Consider the following 19,448-nt stretch of genomic DNA (forward strand, 5'->3'; position numbering starts at 1 on the left):
TCTCCTGATGGGCGGGACTCTGTTTCGGGCTCTCCTGCTGTTGGGGTTTCTGGTTCGGGCTCTCCTGCTGATGGGGTTTCTGGTTCTGATTCTCCTGCTGTTGAACATCCTTACATATCCGATAATGAAAACTCTGTACCTGCAGACGAAAAACATAACCCACCAATAGATTCAACTCCTAAGATAATTGATGAGGAAGATCTGGATGTCCCTATAAAGATTTATCCTAATATACCAATCGATCATTTACATAACCCAAAACAAGACTTAATCCCAAAGACTAAAAATAAAGATGGGCATTATATCTCAGACATCCCTGCTGAAGACAAGCGGAAAAAGAAACCCTATGAAGGAAATACATTACCAAACAATAACGCTGATAATACTTTAAATCTCAACAAACAAAGTGATACTTTTAACGTAATAAAAAAAGCAGAAAATAAATGTAAACGCTTTTCTAAAAGCCTGGAAAAAATAAAAGAAGCTGTAAAAGCAACAATTAAAAATCGATATGAGGCTGAACACTTATTAAACACCTCACTTCATGATCTGAATAAACATTTTTCTGGTGAACAAAATGCAACTGAAGAAGAAATGATTCAATTACTCGGAAAAATTTCTGCAGCGTTTGAATTCATTCAAGAAAGCGACCATTCTGCTCAACATAAGATGTTCATTCATTTAATGAAATTTTTAAATGAAAAATTACCAGCGTGTTTTATCGCTGAATTTATTTATTCTAGTTTTAAAACAACTGAAGATGCTGCTTCTTTCATTCAAATTTTAAAAGAAGCTGGGGTAGAAACAACAGAAATTGAGGTTTATTTAAAAGAAAAAGATATACAATGATTTTATGAGCTAAAGGTGATCGTCTTATAAAAAAAGAGTCTATTCACAACAGAAAACATTACTTATCCTTGTAAGCGACTAAAATTCCCTAAGGTAAATGGGACATAAAAAAGACCGGTTATTTTCCGGTCTTTTGTTTCAGTTGATTACATCCAATAAAATTAATCATATGATTATGATTTACTGCTATTTCCCAGTGACTATTCGTTTTCTTCCCTCTTGTTTTGCTTTGTATAAAGCTTGATCCGTAATGTCCGCATAAAAACGAGTTATCATTCTAGGCAAGTCTCCAACTCCAATCGTAACGGTAACGGTCTTTCCTGTCAGGCTAATAGTCGTCTCTGTCTTTATATCTTCCGCAATTGTTTGGGTCGTTTCAATATCGGTTCCTGGAAGCCCCACTGGAGAGAAGAGGAAGCAAAACCCGCTAGAATTGGTTCCCCATGTGTCACTTCTTGACTTCCATTTTTCCCTTTAATCACTTGTTTTACATTTCGTTGTCTTCAGCATTTTCATTGATTCTTGACATATCCGGACGGTATATTATGTTCCCTTTGAAATCAACATGTTTTGGATGCGGGCCAAGTATATTTGATAGGCTGTTTTCTTCATCTAAATCGATCGATCCAGCAAGACAACCCTGCTTATGTTCCATTCTCTCATAACAGGAACTGAAATGAGCATAATCGTATGTCCGTAAGCCCCCATATAAGGCTCATATATTAACAGAACTTTTTTTCAAAGCGCTTCCTTTGCGCCTATTCATTTCGCCTCTCTACCCTCTAAATTTAAATTCGATGCTGTTGAAACCACATGACCTGTTTTATCTACAAACCAATTTATATTAAAATAAAGAGTCACCTGCAGCATACTATCTATTTTTTATAAAAGGCTGGAATCTGCTGATTATATAAATGAACCTATTTTATGGAAATAGCATTTAACAATGTTTCTTGAAATACCCTCCATTATAGATCCCCCAGCTGACAGGGATTATTCTCTCGGATTTTCGAATTTCGATTTGAAATGATTTGAAATAATTTACAAAATTCTACAAATTACTATTTCCTTTTACACAAAAATAACCTATAATTTTCCTAAGGTGTTTAATACATACAGGAGGGATTTCATGAATCAAGTTCAAACGAACTCTGACAAACTACTCTCTCAAATCAATGACATTCGCAAATTGCTGATCATCACCGGTTTAACGAAAGGTCTTAATAATGCTGAAACCCTTAAGTACAGTGAGGAATTGGACAAGCTAATTATTCAAATTCAGTTGCAAAAAAAAGCTTAAAACACAGCCGGGAAATACACGATCTTTTATCATGAAAGTTTTAGGCTGTTCGGTTTTATTTTTTTCAGCCATTCCTTAACATTATTCTTGCTGGAAATGGCTCTATCTTTACCAGATTACTCTTTGCTGATTATCTGACTAAACATTCGACCGCCTTAAAACGATTCGCTTGATTATTTTCTTCCTACTAAGCAACAGATTCAGACATGGACTATAAAACTATCCCTATATTAGGTCGATAAATATAATTAGGAGGTGATTATTTTGGAATTAGAACTTACATATTCTTTTGGGAATGCCCAGGCTTCTTTTGCACAAAAAGTTAATTTGGCTTTGACGAAAAAGGTTTTGGATACAGCAGAACTAAAAGGTGATCAAATGGTTGAAATGCTCAAAACATCCCAAGCTCCCCATCCAACATTAGGGATGTCCATTGACCTAAAAGGATAAAGTTCGAAAAATACATTCCAATCTTTTGGAATATCAGGCACCGACAAAGTCAACAGCCGTTTTTTATACTGAAATAGCAACCAAGATATTGCACCGCTACAATCAAAAAGCAATTAAAGAAACTAAAACAAAAAGACAAAATCCCATTTTCGAAAAAGGTTTTTACGAAAATGGGGTTTTTCTAAACTCTGTGTATTTTTCCCAGTACAACAATGTTTATTGCCATTACTTGCTGTTTAATGTTTGATAAGCCTATACAACTATAATCTTTTAGAAGCAGAATAGTAACATATTAATTTTTCTTTTTTATCCAAAGTACGAATTGTTTCAAAATGAAAAGTAAAAGTTGGTTTGCTATCCCTTGCCTTGACTAAAAAGAAATGTTAAGGAAATAGCATGACTCAATGAATAATCATTATCTGAAAAGTAAAATAGGAAATGGACAAAATCGGTGAAGATCAATACGGCCGTATTCTCGCTTACCTTTATATAAATGATGGGATGTTCAATAAGAAATTGCTTGATAATGGTTTAGCACGAATTGCAATCTATCCGCCAAATACACAATACTTAGAAGAACTTCAAGCGGCAGAAGCAGCAGCCAATAAGAAAAAAGCCGGTATCTGGTCAAATCCGAATGCCCAATGGAGGGTGCGCTCCCGAAATACCAGCAGCAAAACCAAAGCCAGCTCCCATCGAAGAACGAAACATTCTAAAGCTGTACAGAGCTGCGTAAAAAGGAGCCAAATGGGGTTAAAAAAGGACATCCGGATATGATTCAAAGCATGATCGAGATAAAGACGGATGGGCATGCGAAAGATAATAAATGGTATATTTCATACTCCGTTTCATTTAAACGGGGTTTTTTGTTTTATGTCTTTTTTACACTTGTATAAAGATCTGAATTTATCCATTTTTCCCCATATAAATTTCATGCTTGTGTATTTTCATTCCACTTTTAGTTAAGGATATTTACAGCCGCATGTTAAAAAGGAGGATAATAATGTGTTAAAGTTACAAACAGAACTTGAAGGGAAAAAAGCCTATTTTGGGGATATGCAGGATCGGTTTAAGAATCTTGGATTTGATTTAGGAGGAAATTGGGATTATGATAAAGGCAGCTTCGATTCCATTTTGTGGCGTGAAGGAGGAGAGACCATTTATATAAGAATTCCTTTTTTCGTGTTGGATGGAGTCCTTGATGATGATGACGCCTCCATTGAGTTTCAAACACCCTATATTATTAAGCACGTAGTGAATATTGGTTTAGACGATGACGAAAATTCCTTATTAACCGCTTCTGGTTTTAATCAATTCCAAGACCCTGTTGATGCAGACGGACAAATAAAAAATAAAAACAAATGGGAAGATGCCGGTGAACAAGCTGTCAAACAGATCATCAGTTTTTTCCCAAATGAATAGTGAGTTGCCTTCTACGTTCAAAAACAAAACACCGTTTGATCAGTTCAAACGGTGTATAGTCATAAGGACAAAAAACGATTCTTTTATTTCTTTGACCCCTGCCAGATTTTTATGCTGAAAAGACAAGATCCTCCCTTATATCCTTAACCTACTCTTTATCCTAAATTTGTGTTACTGTACAAATATAGTTTTATTTTAAAACTATTGGAGGTGACCTGTGTTTAAAAAACAAAATACTGTTTATCTCGCTGCGTTTCTTCTTGCATCAAGTGTTTTTGCCATTTTCCTTCTTAATCCGTTTTTAACAAGTGAGACGATACGTGAAGAAAAACAACCAGTTACGCCGAAATCAAATCCAAGTGTGTCAGATGAAAAACAAAGTGCTCAATCTAAAAAAGAAACAGAAGACAAAACCGAAAATGATTCAAACGGCAATGATGGAAAGCCCGCATACGTTGCAGATTGGTTTGAAAAGTCAGGATCACAAGGTCCCGAGGAAGATTCAAAATCCGTTAACAGCAAGCCTGCAAGAGAGGAAAGCGAGAAACAATCTGTCGTCGTGGAAAAACCAGTTGAAGAACCCACACTGCCTGATATAGAAAAACCAGAGCAGCCAGCCATAGATAGAATGACCAAGTAAAGAATAGAAAATGCAGCAGACCCCTCTCTTTTTGAGATGGGGTTTATTTTTCTTAAAAAGATTGCTCGTATATCGCTTTACGTATTTCTTGACTCATACGCACCCCTTTCTTATTGATACTTTTTTTGATTTAACTTCTCCTTACCATCTATGGCATTTAGGAAATTACTTATCCTTCCATCAAACTTTTCTCTCATGTTCAAATGGTGATACAATCCAAGTAAAGATTGGCAGTCAAGAAGAAAGTAGAAGAAGATGTCTCAATAAAATCAAAAAGGCAATCCGAAAATTCAGATTGCCTTGATACTGCTTTTAGTAAAAATCGTTAAAATCTTTTCTCATTTAAAAAGGGGTTATGAACCGTTTCTTGTCCGATCGTTGTAACCCCACCATGCCCTGGTAATACATATGTATCTTCAGGTAATGTTAAAAGCTTGTTATGGATGCTTTTTAAAAGCTGTCCTTCTTGCCCTCCTTTCAGGTCCGTACGGCCAATCCCACCCTCAAAGAGCGTATCTCCAACGATAATAAAGCCATCTTCCTTAAAATAAAAGCTGACACTACCTGGAGAATGACCAGGTGTTTCGTGCAGGTAAAACGAGATACCTCCAATGGAATGCTCACCTTCTTTTGTAAAAAATTGATTTGCCTGGTTCACAACAAATGGCTGAATTCCTTCATAATTAGACGAACCATTTAACGACGGGTTTGACAACCATTTTTTTTCAGCTTGGTGAAGATACACAGGGATGCTATACCATTCACGGATCGAGTCGACTGCACCAATATGATCAAAATGTGCATGTGTAAGCAGGATCGCTTTTGGTTGTAGACCTTTCTTCTGTATAAAATGACGAATTTTCTTTTCCTCTTCTCCTGGATCAATAATTAAACATGACTTTTCATCGTTATAAACAATGTATGCATTTGTTTGCAGCAGTCCAAGTGGAAGCTGGATCCATTCCATCATGTCACCTCTTCACTGTATAGTTTTATTTTTTTCTGGATAAAAAAGACCTGCATCTGCAAGTCTCTTAAAATTTCACTCATTCAGAATTGAGCAACATTTTTCCTTGTATCAACATTATAATTTATGAGCAAATTCATTAAGGTTTTTTGAAAGTTGTTCAATTTCCTTTATTAACGAAGATATCTGCAGCATAGAAGAAGCTTGTTCATTCCCAACACCAACTATTTTCTCAATGGAAGATCCCATTTGGCCAGTAACCTTTTGAATTTGAGATGTTATTTCCCCTACCTTTTGAGTAGATGCCACGGTTTCCTTCGAAAATTTTCTAATTTCATTCGCCACAATCTCAAAACCTCTACCATTTTCCCCGGCACGCGCTGCCTCAATCGCTGCATTTAATCCTAGTAAGTTAGTCTGGTCCGCTACTTTCTTAATCATTGATAATACCAGATCCGTCTCTTTGACATTCTCTCCCGCCTGACGAGATTGCACTAAAAGTTCTTGAGTAAAATGAGCCAGTGAAGCCGATCCGCTGCTCACTGTTTGGATCTGTTCATTTGCTTGTGTCATCGAGTTGGATATTTTCTCGGCTATTGCTCTTAATTCACTTTGTCTACGTACCTGAACGGCTATTCCACCAATCACTTTATTGTTTTTGTCAATAATCGGCAGTGCTGTTCCTGTAAACTCAAAACCATAAAAATCAGCTGGAACATCTGCCTGTAACCGTTTATTCTGACGGATGGCAATAGAAAGAGGTTCTTCTGGATTTATTTTTTTCCCTATTTCAATATGCAGATTTATATTCTCTCCTGGAAAATAAGCTATAAATTTCTCTAAATCACAAATCGCAATGGATAAATCAACCGATACTGCTGATTTTAGGATTGGTACGGTTTTTAGTAGATCGTCTAAAGATTCAACTTGGTTAAACATAAATAAATCTCCATTCTTAAAAGAACATGATGATAAAATAACTCTTACTTACATTATAGTATAAAAGTTATGAAAATGTAGAGAACTTACCATGGGAGTTTTTGTAATAGTATTTTATCTACCGTTGATAGCGTCTTCCAATCTTATTTCTCGGTTTTCATTTACCGTAAAATGGGTATACTATTTTTGTAGGAAGGTTCCCCAAGCTCCTACATTTTTCTGTTGAGGCCGGGACATTTTCTCGGCTTTTTTGTTTTATTCTATTAAAAAAGGGAATACAGCTATTATTAGTTGTTCATCCAAAAAAATAAATGGTTTTTATTGTGTTTTTTGTGTTATATCCTAATAAATTTACATTTTTTATACAATAAATCATTTCTTTTTACATGATTTTAACCTATAATTTTCTTAAGTCATTCACAAATACACAGGAGGGATTTCATGGTACAAATCCAAGAAAACTCTAACAAAATACTTTCTTCTCGAATCACACACCTTCGTGAATTGATGATTCTAATCGGAACTTCCAAAGGTCTCGATAGTGTTGAAACTCTAAAGTATAGCGAAGAATTGGACAAGTTGATTTTTCAGTTCCAACTGCAAAATAGATCTTAAAAGCTGCCGGGAAAAATCCCGGTTTTTTGTATGTTTTAGAAAGGACAAACTGACTTTTTATAAACCTCTCCAATGAATTTTTCCTCGGAACAACTTGGCTTTTTTTTTCAGGAATTTCACCATCTGACAATACTTTTTTCACCTGATTTGAAAACTCCTCCGTTTTTTCATGGGCTTTTTAACACAAATTGCATTTGAAAGATGGAATATTTGTTCTTATAATGGAATAGAATAAGAACAAATGTTTCGGAAGGGTGTTTAATAATGAAAATGCTATATCCAGACCGTAAAATGCTAAAATGGCAAGGGATGATGTTGGCTGAGCACAATGAACAGATTAAAGAAGAAGCTAAAAAAATCGTAAAAAAAGAGATTTTTTTTGATGAGCAGCAACATGAAGAATTTGACCGAATCGTACAAGCATCGCTGCATTTAAAAAAAGAAGTGATTTTTGAAATGAATACGTTTGGTGATCATGATTTGCTTCACGTTAAAGGGTTTGTTTCCGATTGCTTCCGGATCCCTGGTCAAAAACCTTATTTAAAAATGGAAGGATACAGTGCAAAATTCTGGATTGATGAAATTGTATCAATTCAATTTGCTGGGCATGATTTTGATTTTTAACAATTTATCTAAAGTAAATTAGGGATTTTTTTGATTGAATTGTTTATGAAGCTGCTGATTTAAACGATAAAGCATAACCCACACTTCTTGTCTAGTAACGGGATCGTGAGGAAAACTGCCGTCTGAAATGCCGCTTTCTTTCACCCATTTTTGGGCTTCGGCCGCCCAGGTTGATGCTTTTTGATTTTTCTTTTCTGTCGTTGATTTTTTCTTTAACCCTCCAAACAGGGCGATACCATGAGCGATAGCTGCGCCTTGTGCCTTCAATTTTTCATCGTCCCTCATGACTTTTATGTCTGTTGTCGAGTCCATAAAGCCGCCTTCTGTTAAAATGGCGGCTGTAGGCTCATTTTCAAACACGCGAACATCATGGAAGTTTGCTTTTTTATGTTCTCGATCCCGTAATCCCATCGCTTTCACTAAACGGGGGTGAACAAGACTTGCAAGACGTTCACTGGATGGCTGAGGACTTCCTCTGTAGGTATAAGTTTCGATTCCACCGTGTTTCCCCCACTTTCCTGAGAGAGCGTTATGATGCACGGAAACGTAAACTTCAGCCCCCCATGCTTTTGCTTTGTTTGTTCGGGTTTTAAGAGGCAAGTCAGTTTTTCCACTCGGATCATCTGTACGTAAAATTTCTACACCTTCATATGTGCGCAATTCATTTATGATGGCACGGACTACTTTATCATTAAAGGACCATTCTGGTTCTCCATCAGGCGTACGCTTGCCAGGTGTGTTTAAACTATGCCCGGCATTCACTGCAATTCTCATATTACTCTCTCCTTATCTTTTTATTTTAGTATATGTTAAACCCTGTATGCCCTCCTCCACATATGCCATTACAAAACTACTAATTTTATTTCTATAAAGCAGGAGTATAGTTGCTTTCATAAATAAATTTATCACTTCCATCCAAAAAAACATTTCTTTTTACACATATATATCCTATAATTTTCTAAGCACCTTGCAATTATATAGGAGGAATCACATGGAACAAGGTCACCAAGACATTAACAGACTCTATTCACAAATTAATGACCTTCGTGAATTGATGATTTCCACTGGAATGAAAAAAGGTCTTGATAGTGCTGAAACCCTTAAATATAGCCAAGAATTAGACAAATTAATTATAAAGGTTCAATTGCAAAATCAAAATTAGCTTCACCTGAGATCATCAAATCTGCATCTCTTTTTCTGGATTGGGTAAGATATTATTGTTTGATTTCAACCCACTCTCTTCCAGTGTTCTTTATTCGCCAGGGAAACCTGGCTTTTTTATTTCTATCCACTCTTAAATTGATTACCCGATAACGGCGGGTAATGGGTATGCAACAATGTATTTGGATACTCTGGCGATTTCTGAACATACTTAGTGTTGGGACTATTAACAATAGGAGGAGTTCAAAGTGTCTAATGTAAATAACCCATCTATCCAACAGAAAATTGAACATATTTGGAAAAACACTTGTGGATCGTGGGAAAACTGTACAGAAACAACAATTCAGCTGTTTTTAACACAATGCCAAGAAAATAATATAGACCCGCAATATTGCATGAGTTGGGTCGAACAGCATAAAGCCCAAATACCTGAATGGCCTTCCATTTCAAAAATATCGCTTAACTGGATTAATCAGCATACTTCAACCGGGTCTCCCATTTCATTTACTGAATAGAATTATCAGTGGAGGGATATCCATGTCTCCACTGATACTCCCTGTTTAACCCGAACACCTCTCTTACATCCACCACTTTCTTTAAAACATCCCGCCGACACTTTACTTCAGGATACGATTTATATGGGTTTTCATTATTTTCCTTTTTTCACCAGTTGGTTTATTTAAAAAAGTAGAAGTGTTTTAAAGCTAAAAAAATCACGCAGATTATAAATTCACTACATAAATTTTTAGCTTTGTTTCTTGAAAGATAAATAAAGTTGTGATGGGAATAACTGCGGCTGTCCCTTGGGGTTTTTGTCGTGATTTGACGAAGGAAAAATGTATGGTTTGATCGTTTTTTATAGGATAATAAACATGCATGCCGCTGACTACAGGCATTTTTTTGTTTTTCAATAAAACCGTGCTACTCGCACTACGTCAATGGAAAGCTGGGAGTAATAATTATGACTACTGTATTTGATAACCTTCAGACATTTTTGTTAAACATTTTTTTGGTTTATTTTTGTTTCTCCATTTATTTCAAATTCATTGAAAGTAAGATGAATAAAGTAACGAATGAAATTATCATTGCGCTTGTCACGGCAGTTTCTATCATTCTATGTATGACGTTTCCCATCACCATCCCTTCTGGTTATATTGTTGATTTCCGACAAATTCCTTTTATTGTTGGCGCACTATACGGAGGGCGCAGAGTCGCTGTTTTCTTGCTATTTATCTTGTTGTCTTATCGTTTTTATTTAAACGTTCTTGGATTCAATGAAGCGTTAATCATTTATACTCTGTTATTTATTTCACTATGGTATATCATTCCTACTTTCAACAAAACAGAAAAAATTAAGAATAAATTGTTTCTTGCCATATTGGCCTCATTCTTGGGTTTGCTCTCCAGAATAACTATGGTCTTTTTAGTTTTACCGAATAGCAGTACGACTGAGTACATTGAATTTTTTATTTTCACATTAACCATTCAATCGGTTGGAGTTCTTTTCTTTGTATTCTTTAGTGAAAAATCAAGAAAAGATGCCCTTCTTTCAAAAGAAATAGGCAAGGTTGAAAAGCTAAGGACGGTCAGTGAAATTGCTGCAAGTATTTCTCATGAAGTAAGAAACCCCTTAACTGTCACAAAGGGATTTCTTCAATTACTACGTGATCCTAAACTTACAGACCAAAAGAAAAATGAGTATATTGAAACCGCTTTGGAGGCTTTGAATAAAGCGGAATCAACAATCACTGATTATCTTACTTTTGCGAAACCATCAATAGAAAATGTAAGAATTTTGGATCTGGAGCAAGAATTGACCTATATCGAAAACTTCGTTGAACCATATGCAGCTATGAATAATGTGAAAATTGAAACCAATATAGAAAAAGATATTTTTATTGCTGGTGAAGATGAAAAGATTCATCAGTGTCTTATAAATGTAGCGAAAAATGGGATAGAATCAATGCCGAATGGAGGTAAGTTACAAATTGATTTAAGCCGCTTTGGCAGCAATGCCATTATCACAATAACAGATACGGGGATTGGAATGGATGAGGAACAACTTGAACGTTTGGGAAGCCCCTTTTTTACAACAAAGGATATTGGTACAGGACTAGGTACGATGGTTGTTTATAGCATTGTGAAAGCCATGAGAGGTGAAATAAATGTCGAAAGTACACTAGGTAAAGGTACTCGTTTTACTATTTTCCTCCCTCTCGTTCAGACCAATCAATTTGAAGCTCAAATTTGATGAATGGGAATACTGTCAAAAGAAAGGTCGTTTGATTGCCTTCTGTGTTATTAATCGGAATATAAATCTTTAATAAACGTCCTTTCTTCATCACGCAGGAGTGTCAAACAAGATAAGGAGTGAATGTAAAAGTTAACGTACCTAATACACACGAGCAGCAGTATTTTTCACCATAAAATTCATCTCCATCGCCGCAAAAAAAAGGGACAGATTACAATTAATCCTAATAAAGTTTTTGTATAAGGATGTATAAATTCTGCTCGACTGTTCCATACTGGTAATGTTCGGTTACAACCCATAACTCTTCCAACCCTTTTACAGTCAGGTTTCCAAACCTGGCTGCTTTTTTCATTTCGGCTTCCTCTTCCCACTTTTAAAATTATGACGCGCAAGAAGGTTAAAACATTATTATTCCGGGTATGTAAAAATCGATTCATTTGTAAAACTTATTCGTAAGGAGGCTTTTTTTAAGATGATGCCACTTGAACTTTTTATATGGATAATACTAACGCTAATTGAAGTGAGTTTAATTTGCTCATTAGTATTCATGTCAGAAAAATCAAATCTTTTTTCAAAATATGAAAGTAAGCCTGCAAAAAAGAATGAACGAAAATTCAAAAGGAAAGATCAATTATTTTTTTAAAGCGCTCTGGGTGCTTTTTCAAAAAAGAAAAAGACCGGCTTTCAACCGGTCATGTTAGAACCTGAAGATGTTTAGTTTCTTATCAAAGTCAAGTCCGAACTGGAACGCCTTTTAAAAGAAAATTGCACTTAATTTTGTATGATCGCTTGGGCAGAATTATCATCAAAATCTGTCGGGAAAATAGGGAAAGTGATAGTAACAGTTGTTCCTTTCCCTTCTTCACTTACAAATTCAATTTCGCCGTCGTGCTCTTTAACAATTCGCATACTGACCATTAATCCGAGACCGGTTCCCTTTTCCTTGTTTGTATAAAATGGCTCGCCGAGTTTTCTCAGCCTCTCTTCGGAAATACCGATTCCGTTATCAATAATTTTGATTTCGCTCCTCTTCCCTTCAAGAATCTTCGACTGAATGGTGATCTTTCCTTCCTCAGGTGATGCTTCAATCCCGTTTTTCAATATATTTATAAACACCTGCTTTAGTTGATTCGCATTTCCCAAAAGATCCATTTTGTCAGAAATCTCTTCCATCTGAATGATGACATTTTTCATGACAGCCTGCACACTCAATAGTTCCACAACATCTTGAATCAACCCTTTTAAAAGTAATCGTTCTTTGCTTGTTGCTTCAGGCCTTGCCACAACCATCAACTCACTCGCTACAAAGTTAATTCTATCCAGCTCTGTCAGCATAATATGTAAATAGCCTGGATTAATATCGTGCTCCTGTTCTATTAACTGAATAAAGCCCTTCAGCGCTGTTAATGGATTGCGGATTTCATGAGCGACACCAGCCGCTAACTGTCCAACAATATTCAGCTTTTCTGCTCTTCTTATATAGTCTTGATTCCGTTCAAGCTCGGTAATATCATTGGCGACACAAAGAAGCTCCACATGATTTTCTGAAAAGAAAATCGGTCTCTTCGTCATTTGTATGGTATATTCATTACCTTCCGCATCATAGATCTGATCTTTTTCCTGAAATCTTTTTTCAAGTTGATTCAGTAAAGTAAGATCTTCTTGTATGATTTTAATTGCTTTCATACGGTCTGAATAAAAGACAAGCTCGTTCTTTCCCACCATCTTTTCGGGTTCTGTTTTATAAAGACGGGCTAACGCTTTATTCACGATGGTATAATTACCGAAATTGTCTTTCGCGTAAATAAAATTAGGATTCATATCAATGACCTTTTTCAAAAACAATCTTTGATTGGCCAGCTGATCGTTTGTTTCAGCCATTAAATCCATATTCAATTTAACGTAAGCAAAAAGGACTGCCATGACAAGTATAATTAACGCAAGGACTCCTTGAAATAACGGACTGTTTGGGAGTAAATTAAACACGCCAAAAAGGTACGCCGCAATTAAAGAGATCAGAAATGTCTTTAAAAATTTTCCAAGATGCTTGTTTTTTATATTCCATGCCAAATAAAGCGTAACCAGATTTATAATCATGATCAGCAGGATGTGGACGGTAAAGCTCCAACCTAAGATACCGGCATTCGGATAATAGAAGTATTCAGGAAATGGAGGGAAATATTTTTTTTGATAACTCTCAATCCCAAAATGAGTCCAGCCAATTCCATAAACAATGCCACTCCAGCCACAAAGAATCCAAAGTGTTTTCTTGTTAATCAATTTCTCGAAAATTTCTTTTTTCTTTACGGACAAATTCATTTCTTCAAAATAAATGAGATCATACGCTAGATAAAATAAAAGTGGCGCAAAAGAAACAGACCCAAACCGGAATATGCGAAATAAACGATCAATGGTTGATTCTGATAGGAACTCACCACCGTATAAAACCGTTATGCTTAACTGCCAGGCACAGATAGCGAAAAAAAACAGTGCCAGTGTATAGGTTACTTTTCCAAGTTTTAATTTAAATAATAATAATGCTGCCAACAAAGGAATAAATGAAAAGAACGTCAATAGAATAAACACCATTATTTTATCTCACCCGCATATTTCTAATTAGTAATCCTGTGTTGCTTCCCCCAAAACCATGGGTTGTGACCGCAACAGATTCAATGTGCTGCTGCTGTTTTTTTGTCACGATCGGCAATGATTCAAACCCTTTCTTATTTGTTCCGTACGTCGCAGGGATAAACTGTTCCTTCATACTAATAAGAGAAGCGATCGTTTGCACAACTCCTGAAGCAGCAAATGTATGGCCAATCAATCCTTTTATGCTCGTAATTGGCACACGGCCATCATAGCAGTTTCGATATGCGGCCGCTTCTACCATATCATTCTCCATTAAACCTAGTGCCTGGCTGTTAATGTAGGTGGGCTCCTGTCCTCCACATATCTTTTTCAAAACGATTGTCATCTTATCCCCCGTTTGGTCTGATTCATAAGTAGAAATATTATCATTGTTAGAGAATCCATTTTCAATAAATCCGAAAATCTCGGCCTCTCGCTGCATAGCATCCTCTTCTCTTTCCAAAATAAGTGCCCCAGCCCCTTCCGAAATAACAAACCCTTTTGTAGAAGTAGAAAAGGGCATCCCGGCTTCACGGACATCTTCTTCGACAGCCAGGGCTTTCATTTTTGCAAAGCCATATGTAAGTGTACGATTGATTGGGGATTCTGCTCCGCCCACAATGCAAATATCTGTTAGATTTTCCTCAAGAAGCTGCTTCCCGAGTATAATCGCGTCAGTACTGGCCGTACATGTATTTCCGAGTGTAAGCTGAAGGTGATTCGCTTTTACATGTGCGCCGACCGCGATTGCAAGGGAGCCAATGTTTCCACTGCTGACCCCTGTGACTGGATAATTTCGAAAGTTTTCCTGCGTAGCGTATTTAGCCAGTTCTTCTACTTCTGTTAATCCCCCAACGGATGTTCCAAATATAACACACACCCGTCTATGATCTTTATTTTTAATGGCGGCTGTTTGTAATGCTTCTTCTGCTGCAGCTATTGCGAGTTTGCTAACTCTTGTGTATCTTTTAAATTGAGGCTGTTCAAGTACTTGATGTTCGATAATCCCCATAACTAAATCCGGATTCTTGGGAGTTCCTATGTTTTTAACAACCCTCAATGGACATAAATTCTGATCGAGCATTTTCGTAAACTGTTCAATACGATTTGCTCCTGGCAATTGAATCCCCATACCTGTGACAGCTATTCTAGTCAACCATATCATCCCTTCCAGGCACTATTCTTTTCTATTTTACACTGCATAGTCCCTATAGATCCCCGCAATGCTATTTGCATGAAACAAATTCCAATAAAAAAGCAGTGAATATTATACTAGTTATTTTACCCTAATGTCATTTTTCAGTGGGGATTTCGGCAAATTAAGACAATAAAATAAAAATATTCTTCCTTTTTAAAATTTTTAAAAAATAAAAAGCTTTTGGGCTTGTTTCCAATTCAACATCCGTTCGGCTTTTCATTCAAAAGAAAAAGACCGGCTCTCAACCGGTCATCCTGTTAAACAATTGTACTGATCGAATCCATTGCATTAGAGAGTGTAGATGTAATCGATACTTTATCAAAATCAAGTCCGAGCTGGATCGCCGTTTGTGCGATTTCCGGTCTGATCCCTGAAAGGGTTGTTTTGACTCCAATTAAATCTAAGGCTTCGATTAACTGAAAAATTTGCTGTGCCACCATTGTATCAATCATCACTACCCCGGATAGATCAATAAGGAGACAATCTACTCTTTTACGGGAACATTGTTTTAACGTATTTTCGAGGATAAGTTTTGCTCGCGCAGTATCGATGTCTCCTACTAGCGGCAGCAATGCGGTCGTTTTATTAAGAGTGATCACTGGTGAACTTAATTCATATATCATTTCTTGTTGGCTTTCTAATCTACTCATCGAAAACTTGTGGTATTCTTCCATAAACCAAATAATAACTTTATCCATCATATCGAAAACTTTTTGTTTCCATAAATCGATCGTTTCTTCAGAATACTTGCCCTCATGAATGGAGGCAAACTCTTTTATAAATTTTATGTAATGACCCCGAATTCTAAAAAATTCTCTTAGTATTAGATGAGAAGGGGTTGCTAAATGTTGTCCGTCGTTCGCAACTTTTATGATCCACCCTTCAAATTCCTCCATGAACGCTGATTCCTCTTGATTAAATAATTGGAAAAACTGCAAATGAAATTCATAATTTTGGTTTTTTAATACGTTAACAGCATCAGGATCTGTATTAGCATAAACTCCAAAAGGATCACTTTTATCTAATGATTCATACCATTCCTCAGTCAGTTTCCAAGCTTTTTCTAAAAGAAATTGATGTAACTCTTTATTTTTGTACATTTTGATAATAATCCCCCTATAGCTTCCCTAAAACGTTTTTATTAAAATTATATATAAAATGATTATGTAAACCTAGCTGACAAAAGTATCTATTTTTCGCTGCTTCTAAAGACTGACGCCAGATTCCTTCTTTTACCTTCAAAATGGATAAACCCTGTCCATATTATTATCATCGTAGCAGGTTTACTTTTAGCTCTCCGTTAACCTTCCAGCTTTTAATTACAGGCCCAAGCATCAAAAAAACTCCATCCTCTTGTTGAAAATGGGGGACCTCCTAAACAAAGTCTTTAAGGACTTTCTCAGAGGATCGAATTAATTTCCATTTCCCTCATCGTTCTCATCACTATCATTTGGTTCTAATTCAATCTGTTCATCCTTGTTAATACCCGTATCGTTATTCTCATCCGTTCCTTCATTTATATCACTGTGGTTATTTTGCTGTATTTCTTTTTGTCCGTTGTTGCCTCCGTTATTTTGCTCTCCTCCATCTCCACAACCAGTAAGTCCAAGTGATAACATAGCAGCGACACCACCAATGAATAATTGTTTGTCCACTTTAATGCTCCTTTGATTGGTATATGCAAGTAGCGTACCCATTCCTTCAATTAATAAACAAACGAAAGGAATGAGATCATTCTAAATATAAAAAATAGTTTAAATAAGGAAAATATCTGCAAATTAGAAATAACTTTCATATATTTTAATATTTTTTAAAAAAGGTACTTTTTACTCACTCTCAATTGATTAAATACATTTTATAATGAAAGCTAGTTGAGTAAGAAAGGAAATAGTGTATGAATAAGTTTGCGAGATTAGTAGCTGCCACTTCATTCTGTGTTAGTTTTTTGTTTTCGTCTTCCGTTTCATCAGCTGCCACGTTTAAAGATGTAACCAGCTTTAAACAGGAAATTGAGTATTTAGCGGAAAAGGGAGTTATAAATGGATTTAATGATCAAACATTCCGATCGCACCTTCCAATTAAGCGCGTCCATGCGGTTCAAATGATAATCCGTGCGTTGAAGCCGCCGTTGGAAAATGTTCCGGATCCCGGATTTACCGATGTAAAGCCAACAGATGCCGGCTTTAAAGAAATTGCCGCTGCTGTACAATTGGGAATTATATCTGGAAAGAATGCATCGACATTTGATCCGACAGGAAATTTGACGCGTGCCGAAATGTCAAAAATCTTGTCAAACGCCTATGAACTTGGCGGGATGTACCCTAAAGGCTTTACCGATGTAAATCCAGCCTATTGGGCATATCCTTACATTTCGTCTTTAGCAGCAAATAACATTACAGTGGGCTATCCGGATGGTTCGTTCAAGCCGGGGAAAACCATCGACCGCGGCCAGTTCTCGGCGTTTATGGCGCGTATTTTGGAGCCATCTTTTCAACCGTATAATCCAGGGATCGCCGATACACTATTAGAAGCAGCGTTACATGTTCAGCCAACGGATTATGAGCAGCATCCAGCAGAGCCGGTGATTTATTATTTGGACCCACAAGCAAATGAAGTAACGGCATTGAACTATGAAACGTATGAAGAAAGCAGTATAAAGCTGCCCCTTCCTGCCGAACGCATGACGTTTGCGAATGGAAAGTTGTATGTGACCCTTTTAAAAGGAACTCATCAGCACGTCTGGGATGAAGCAGATCAAAAAGGAGCATTTGCTGTTATTGACACTTCTCTCTTCACGTTGTCAAAAGTAGTTGACATAACGCTCGACCCGTATGATATTGCAGCGGACGATAATGGGATTGTGTATATTTCCGGCGGATCTGATCAGCATACATCATTGATCAGTGTTGACAGCCAAACTGGTGAAGAATTGAGCAAACAGGGGATTACCTACCGTAGCCTGATTCAAATGCACCCGTCGCAAAACCGCCTTTATGCAATTACAACAAGTGTATCGCCACGTGATACGGCAAGCTATCGAATCACCGGCGGCAAGCTAGAAGCTGCCATCGATTCCCCTTATCATGGCGATTACCCACTGTCACCTGACATAACAATGTCACCTGACGGCAAATACTTATTCAATCAAAGCGGCCATATTTTCACCTTATCCGAAACACCAAGTGCGGATATGATCTACTTCACATCACTTAAAAAGTCGTTTACATCGCTCGCATTTGATGTGAATTATGGTGAACTATACGCAGCATATGGATCCGATTTCGTGCAAGCATATGATTACGATACACTTGGAGCTTCCTACCAATTAAAAACATATGGAAACGTTCAAAAAATGTTTTATGATTCGAATCATCATAGGCTTATTCTGTTCACGAAAGTAAAATTGGCTGGAACGAATGCACCGCTTACAGGAATTGAAAATATTTATTTCGATGTTTCAGATGCCGCAACAAGCGAATAATTCGTTCATTCAAAATGGCCGTTATATTAAGTGGTGTCTCACATCCTCAAAAAACCAGAGATAAAAATCAGGAAAGAAGCATTCTTTCCTGATTTTTTTTATTAGGAAGTTTTATGACAAAGCGTTTTTTCCTCTCTTCTTTCTCTTTAGGTTGAAACCGCTCTCCCTCTTCTTTTATAAAAAAGCACCCTGAAGGATGCTTACATTTCGTTTGTACTGATCACTTTAAATTTGTCTTCGCTTATAAATGTTTTTTTACTTAATGCTTTATTCACCAGCATATCTTTGTCATCGTTTGGCTCAGGGTTAATCTCCACAACCTCGTATTGCTCCGGGCTACTTGGCATTCCGTTAGGACCTAACCGGTAATAAGTTACTTTCACTTCCATCCTTTCACGCTCCTCTCTTAAAAAATGTTTTCCCCTTTTCGAATGCCCCCTGCTGTTGCAATGTTCTATCTTATAATGAAGTAATACACAAGGACTCAAACCAGAATATGATTTAAGTGTTGCCTTTACCATAAAGGAATATGCCCATATCCATAAGTCATCTTGTTTTATGGAGAAACGTATTTTTAGCATTTTCTCCTTGTTGGTCCAGCATCTTAATCCTTTCCGTCAACTAATAATGCATCCATGATTCATTAGTGAACTTTCCCTTTTAAACAAAAAGAGGACACCGATCAACAGCATCAAATCTGTACAATCAGTATCCTTAGGCTATCCAGTTACATTTATTTAAACAAATCTCCAATGAAGTTAAATGATATAGTGTAGTTGCTTTTCCCTCTAAAGATCATCCTCTTGGAAACCACCTGTCGTCCCTTCTGGAGACCTTCCTGGGGTTTCTCCTGGATATTGATATTCACCTGGCATTCCCCCTGGTGTACGCCCTGGCATTCCTCCCGGATATCCGCCCGGCAT

Annotated in this window: 22 protein-coding genes; 12 read left to right on the top strand and 10 right to left on the bottom strand. The window is 36.7% G+C overall.

All coding sequences use genetic code 11. The annotated features are described in order from the left end of the window. Window positions 1–849: hypothetical protein (locus BTO28_RS17190; RefSeq protein WP_158068828.1), on the top strand; the 849-nt coding region annotated here is incomplete at its 5' end. A gap of 487 nt (window positions 850–1,336) precedes the next feature. On the opposite strand, the gene BTO28_RS17195 is transcribed toward BTO28_RS17190, so the two are convergent. Next, window positions 1,337–1,504 (bottom strand): hypothetical protein, encoded by a 168-nt coding sequence (locus BTO28_RS17195; protein WP_158068829.1) that lies wholly within the window; start codon window positions 1,502–1,504, stop codon window positions 1,337–1,339. A gap of 474 nt (window positions 1,505–1,978) precedes the next feature. Here BTO28_RS17195 and BTO28_RS13640 point away from each other — a divergent pair, with 474 nt between their 5' ends. The 5 genes from BTO28_RS13640 (at window position 1,979) to BTO28_RS13665 (ending at window position 4,661) form a co-directional block, all read left to right on the top strand. Next, complete coding sequence (locus BTO28_RS13640; protein ID WP_076767202.1) at window positions 1,979–2,149, top strand: aspartyl-phosphate phosphatase Spo0E family protein; 171 nt, start codon at window positions 1,979–1,981, stop codon at window positions 2,147–2,149. 264 nt (window positions 2,150–2,413) lie between these two features. Further along, complete coding sequence (locus BTO28_RS13645) at window positions 2,414–2,599, top strand: YjfB family protein (protein WP_076767204.1); 186 nt, start codon at window positions 2,414–2,416, stop codon at window positions 2,597–2,599. Between the two features lie 438 nt (window positions 2,600–3,037). Beyond that, window positions 3,038–3,376 (top strand): thermonuclease family protein, encoded by a 339-nt coding sequence (locus tag BTO28_RS13650; RefSeq protein ID WP_076767206.1) that lies wholly within the window; start codon window positions 3,038–3,040, stop codon window positions 3,374–3,376. A gap of 228 nt (window positions 3,377–3,604) precedes the next feature. Continuing rightward, entirely contained in the window at window positions 3,605–4,021 is a 417-nt protein-coding gene (locus BTO28_RS13660) for a YugN family protein (RefSeq protein WP_076767208.1), read from the top strand. A 217-nt stretch (window positions 4,022–4,238) separates the two neighbouring features. Continuing rightward, window positions 4,239–4,661 (top strand): hypothetical protein, encoded by a 423-nt coding sequence (locus BTO28_RS13665; protein WP_076767211.1) that lies wholly within the window; start codon window positions 4,239–4,241, stop codon window positions 4,659–4,661. A 325-nt stretch (window positions 4,662–4,986) separates the two neighbouring features. On the opposite strand, the gene BTO28_RS13670 is transcribed toward BTO28_RS13665, so the two are convergent. Further along, window positions 4,987–5,628, bottom strand: a complete 642-nt coding sequence (locus BTO28_RS13670; protein ID WP_076767213.1) for an MBL fold metallo-hydrolase — start codon at window positions 5,626–5,628, stop codon at window positions 4,987–4,989. A gap of 117 nt (window positions 5,629–5,745) precedes the next feature. Next, entirely contained in the window at window positions 5,746–6,567 is an 822-nt protein-coding gene (locus tag BTO28_RS13675) for a methyl-accepting chemotaxis protein (protein WP_076767215.1), read from the bottom strand. Window positions 6,568–7,074: 507 nt separating this feature from the next. Here BTO28_RS13675 and BTO28_RS17790 point away from each other — a divergent pair. Continuing rightward, window positions 7,075–7,182 (top strand): aspartyl-phosphate phosphatase Spo0E family protein, encoded by a 108-nt coding sequence (locus BTO28_RS17790; protein WP_332888732.1) that lies wholly within the window; start codon window positions 7,075–7,077, stop codon window positions 7,180–7,182. A 264-nt stretch (window positions 7,183–7,446) separates the two neighbouring features. Next, a complete protein-coding gene (locus BTO28_RS13685) occupies window positions 7,447–7,806 on the top strand; it encodes a YolD-like family protein (protein ID WP_076767218.1) in 360 nt (119 codons plus the stop codon). Between the two features lie 18 nt (window positions 7,807–7,824). On the opposite strand, the gene BTO28_RS13690 is transcribed toward BTO28_RS13685, so the two are convergent. Beyond that, complete coding sequence (locus BTO28_RS13690; protein ID WP_076767220.1) at window positions 7,825–8,580, bottom strand: N-acetylmuramoyl-L-alanine amidase; 756 nt, start codon at window positions 8,578–8,580, stop codon at window positions 7,825–7,827. A 217-nt stretch (window positions 8,581–8,797) separates the two neighbouring features. Between BTO28_RS13690 and BTO28_RS13695 the strand changes: the two genes are divergently transcribed. From BTO28_RS13695 to BTO28_RS13705, 3 genes are all read left to right on the top strand, one after another. After that, window positions 8,798–8,968 (top strand): aspartyl-phosphate phosphatase Spo0E family protein, encoded by a 171-nt coding sequence (locus BTO28_RS13695; RefSeq protein ID WP_076767222.1) that lies wholly within the window; start codon window positions 8,798–8,800, stop codon window positions 8,966–8,968. A gap of 247 nt (window positions 8,969–9,215) precedes the next feature. Further along, complete coding sequence (locus tag BTO28_RS13700) at window positions 9,216–9,482, top strand: hypothetical protein (protein ID WP_076767225.1); 267 nt, start codon at window positions 9,216–9,218, stop codon at window positions 9,480–9,482. A gap of 446 nt (window positions 9,483–9,928) precedes the next feature. Continuing rightward, complete coding sequence (locus BTO28_RS13705; RefSeq protein ID WP_076767227.1) at window positions 9,929–11,218, top strand: ATP-binding protein; 1,290 nt, start codon at window positions 9,929–9,931, stop codon at window positions 11,216–11,218. A gap of 223 nt (window positions 11,219–11,441) precedes the next feature. Here BTO28_RS13705 and BTO28_RS17725 read toward each other — a convergent pair whose 3' ends face one another. From BTO28_RS17725 to BTO28_RS13725, 5 genes are all read right to left on the bottom strand, one after another. Continuing rightward, on the bottom strand, window positions 11,442–11,570 hold the full coding sequence (locus BTO28_RS17725; RefSeq protein WP_269843875.1) for a hypothetical protein: 129 nt from the start codon (window positions 11,568–11,570) through the stop codon (window positions 11,442–11,444). A gap of 419 nt (window positions 11,571–11,989) precedes the next feature. Continuing rightward, window positions 11,990–13,807 (bottom strand): ATP-binding protein, encoded by a 1,818-nt coding sequence (locus BTO28_RS13710; protein WP_076767229.1) that lies wholly within the window; start codon window positions 13,805–13,807, stop codon window positions 11,990–11,992. A 4-nt stretch (window positions 13,808–13,811) separates the two neighbouring features. Then, window positions 13,812–15,002 (bottom strand): beta-ketoacyl synthase N-terminal-like domain-containing protein, encoded by a 1,191-nt coding sequence (locus BTO28_RS13715; RefSeq protein WP_158068830.1) that lies wholly within the window; start codon window positions 15,000–15,002, stop codon window positions 13,812–13,814. A gap of 299 nt (window positions 15,003–15,301) precedes the next feature. Continuing rightward, window positions 15,302–16,144 (bottom strand): STAS domain-containing protein, encoded by an 843-nt coding sequence (locus BTO28_RS13720; protein WP_076767232.1) that lies wholly within the window; start codon window positions 16,142–16,144, stop codon window positions 15,302–15,304. Between the two features lie 312 nt (window positions 16,145–16,456). Continuing rightward, the gene (locus BTO28_RS13725) at window positions 16,457–16,699 is read right to left on the bottom strand and encodes a hypothetical protein (protein ID WP_076767234.1); all 243 of its coding nucleotides are present in this window, start codon (window positions 16,697–16,699) and stop codon (window positions 16,457–16,459) included. Between the two features lie 239 nt (window positions 16,700–16,938). Here BTO28_RS13725 and BTO28_RS13730 point away from each other — a divergent pair, with 239 nt between their 5' ends. Then, complete coding sequence (locus tag BTO28_RS13730; RefSeq protein WP_076767236.1) at window positions 16,939–18,525, top strand: S-layer homology domain-containing protein; 1,587 nt, start codon at window positions 16,939–16,941, stop codon at window positions 18,523–18,525. A gap of 200 nt (window positions 18,526–18,725) precedes the next feature. Here the strand turns inward: BTO28_RS13730 and BTO28_RS13735 are convergent, their stop codons facing one another. Then, complete coding sequence (locus BTO28_RS13735; protein WP_076767238.1) at window positions 18,726–18,914, bottom strand: hypothetical protein; 189 nt, start codon at window positions 18,912–18,914, stop codon at window positions 18,726–18,728. Window positions 18,915–19,448: the final 534 nt, after the last annotated feature.

The sequence above is a fragment of the Domibacillus epiphyticus genome (assembly GCF_001975785.1).
GTDB classification, from domain to species: domain Bacteria; phylum Bacillota; class Bacilli; order Bacillales; family Domibacillaceae; genus Domibacillus; species Domibacillus epiphyticus.